Here is a 2,204-nt window from a genome sequence, read left to right on the forward strand (position 1 = left end):
CGCTGTTGTTCGCGGTCGACCGTGCCCGGCCACGGCGGCGGAGCGCCGGTGTCGCCGGTGTCGCCGGTGTCGCCGGTGTCGCCGGTGTCGCCGGTGTCGCCGGCGGCAGTGGCGGCGTGCGCCGCGGCGTACGCTTCGCTGCGGTCGTCGAGCACTTGCGTGCGCAGCAGGCCGGCGAGCGACGAGGGCCAGGGGAAATGCGCGGCGTCGCGGCCGCCGACGCCGAATGGCCGGCCGGAGCGGAAGACGAGCGGTGCGCGCGGGACGATCAGGTAGTCGTACATCGTCGGCGCGGTGGACGCCGGCGGGGAGTGTTCGGCGCGGGGGGTCGGGTTCATCAATGGCTTTCCAGAAAAGCGCCGATTTCGGCTGCCGAGCGGGCCGCCAACCAGCGCGCGAGGATGAGCTCGTCGCCCAGCCGGTGCAGGGCGCCGGGGTCGTCGGCGGCGGCGAGCGGGGCGAGCGCCGCCTGCCGCTCGGCCAGCAGGTTGCGCGTTGCGTGGTCGATCCGCTCGCCGCCGCCGCCCTGGCGGGCGCGCGCCAGCAGACGGAGGAACTCGCCTTCGGCGACGCCGGCTCCGGCGCCGATCGCCCGGCAGTGCAGGCCAATGGCGCGCGTGTCGAAGGCGAGGCGGCCGGGCAGCCGGTGCGCGGCGTAGGCGGCTTGCCAATGATCGAGCGCGGCGCGCCCGTGTGCGTCGGCGAAAGACAGGCGCAGGCCGACTTGCGGTCCGCTGCGCAGGCTGAGCAGCAGGCCGAGCGCATTGCCGGGCGCCGCCGGACCGCCTTCGCCCTTGGCCAGGCGCTCGGCGTCGGCGGCGCGCTGCCGGATGACGGCGAGCGGTTCGAGCACGTGGCAGATCGCCGCGCCGACGCGCAAGGTCGGCGGCGGTGCGCCGTCCGCCGGCGGCGGCAGCGCGCCGACGACTTCGGCCAGCGCCTCGGTGAAGGCGTCGTGCAGATCGAAGGCGCCGTGGACGACGCCGGCGAGCGGGAAGTAGAGCGTGAGGTCGTCGCCGCCGGCAAAGACGCATTGGCCGGCGACTTCGCGCGCGATTCCCGGCACGCGGTCGGCAAAGGCGGCGACGGCGCGGGAAATCCGCTCATGCTCTTCTGCCGAGCGGGCGCGGTCGACGAGGCGCCCCATGCGGTCGCCGTCGGCGATGACGAGCACCGCATAGGGACACGGCTGACCGTGGTCGCGCCAGATCGGGCGCAGCGTGCGGCGCAGTTCAGCGAGCGCGGCCAGCGCGGCCGGCTCGGCGCGCCGCTCCTGCTCGGCGACGGCGATGCGTTCGGGAAAGAGCAGGCCACCGTCGTAGGGGAAGCCGGCGTGCGCGGTATCGAGGGCGCGCGTCGCGAGGTTGAGCGCCGGGTCGAGCAGTTTTTCGTAGGCGGCGCAGAGCGTGCTGCGGCTTTTGTCGTCGAGTCCGCCCAGCCAGCCGTGCGCGGCAAAGCGGCTGAGCGCGGTGAAGCGCTCGTTGCGCCCGACAACGCGTTTGATGCAGCCGAGCGCGTCGAGCTGCTCGCCGCGAGCGAGGCCGAAGCGGGCCGGGAAGCTCTCGCCGGCGGGCAGTTCCGGCAACACCGACTCGCGCAGGCCGTCGAACGAGCACTTGGGGATGCCGGCGCCCTTGTCGGACGCCGCCGGCGGGAACATCGGTGCGAAGTCGCGCGTGTGCTTGCGCGCGGCGAGCGCGCCTTTGAGCTTGTCGTAGGCGATGCGGTACGGCGTTCGCCCGTCGCCCGACGCGTCGGCGGCTTCCGCCACGCGCGCCCAGGCGGCATAGCTGTCGATCGCATCCTCGACCTGGCGCGTCCAGAAGTCCTGGCGCAGCCTGATGCGTGCGCCGTTACTGCCGCGCTGCCAGTCGTCGAGCGCGTTGTCGGCGAAGACACGCAGATGAGCACGCGCCTTGTCCTGCGCTGCGCGCGCGAGCTCGCGCACCGCCGCCTCGTCCGCCGCCTCGACCTTCGCCAGCAGGATGTTCGACAGATTGCTGTTCTCGTCCGGCGACGCTCTGCGCACGCGCGCCGCCAGCGGATAGATGAGCTGCGCGCCGTTGTCGAGCAGATGCCGCGCCGTCGCGCGGACGAGTTCGGAGAGCAGATGGCTGCCCGCCCACAGGTCGCGACTGCGCCGCGCGGCGGCGATGAAGCCCTGCACCGGGCCGATGGCGATTTCGAGGAGCCAGGTGCTCATT

General features: G+C 73.6%; 2 protein-coding genes. Both read right to left on the reverse strand.

Annotated elements, in window-relative coordinates:
* Nucleotides 1–338 (reverse strand): type III-B CRISPR module-associated Cmr3 family protein (locus tag PKE44_RS18550; RefSeq protein ID WP_324554195.1); only part of this gene is annotated, 338 nt, incomplete at its 3' end.
* The coding region (locus tag PKE44_RS18555) for a type III-B CRISPR-associated protein Cas10/Cmr2 (RefSeq protein WP_324554197.1) at nucleotides 338–2,204 on the reverse strand (1,867 nt) is incomplete at its 5' end. The genes PKE44_RS18555 and PKE44_RS18550, both read right to left, overlap by 1 nt.

Origin of the sequence: Plasticicumulans sp., assembly GCF_035331805.1 — a bacterium.
GTDB lineage: Bacteria > Pseudomonadota > Gammaproteobacteria > Competibacterales > Competibacteraceae > Plasticicumulans.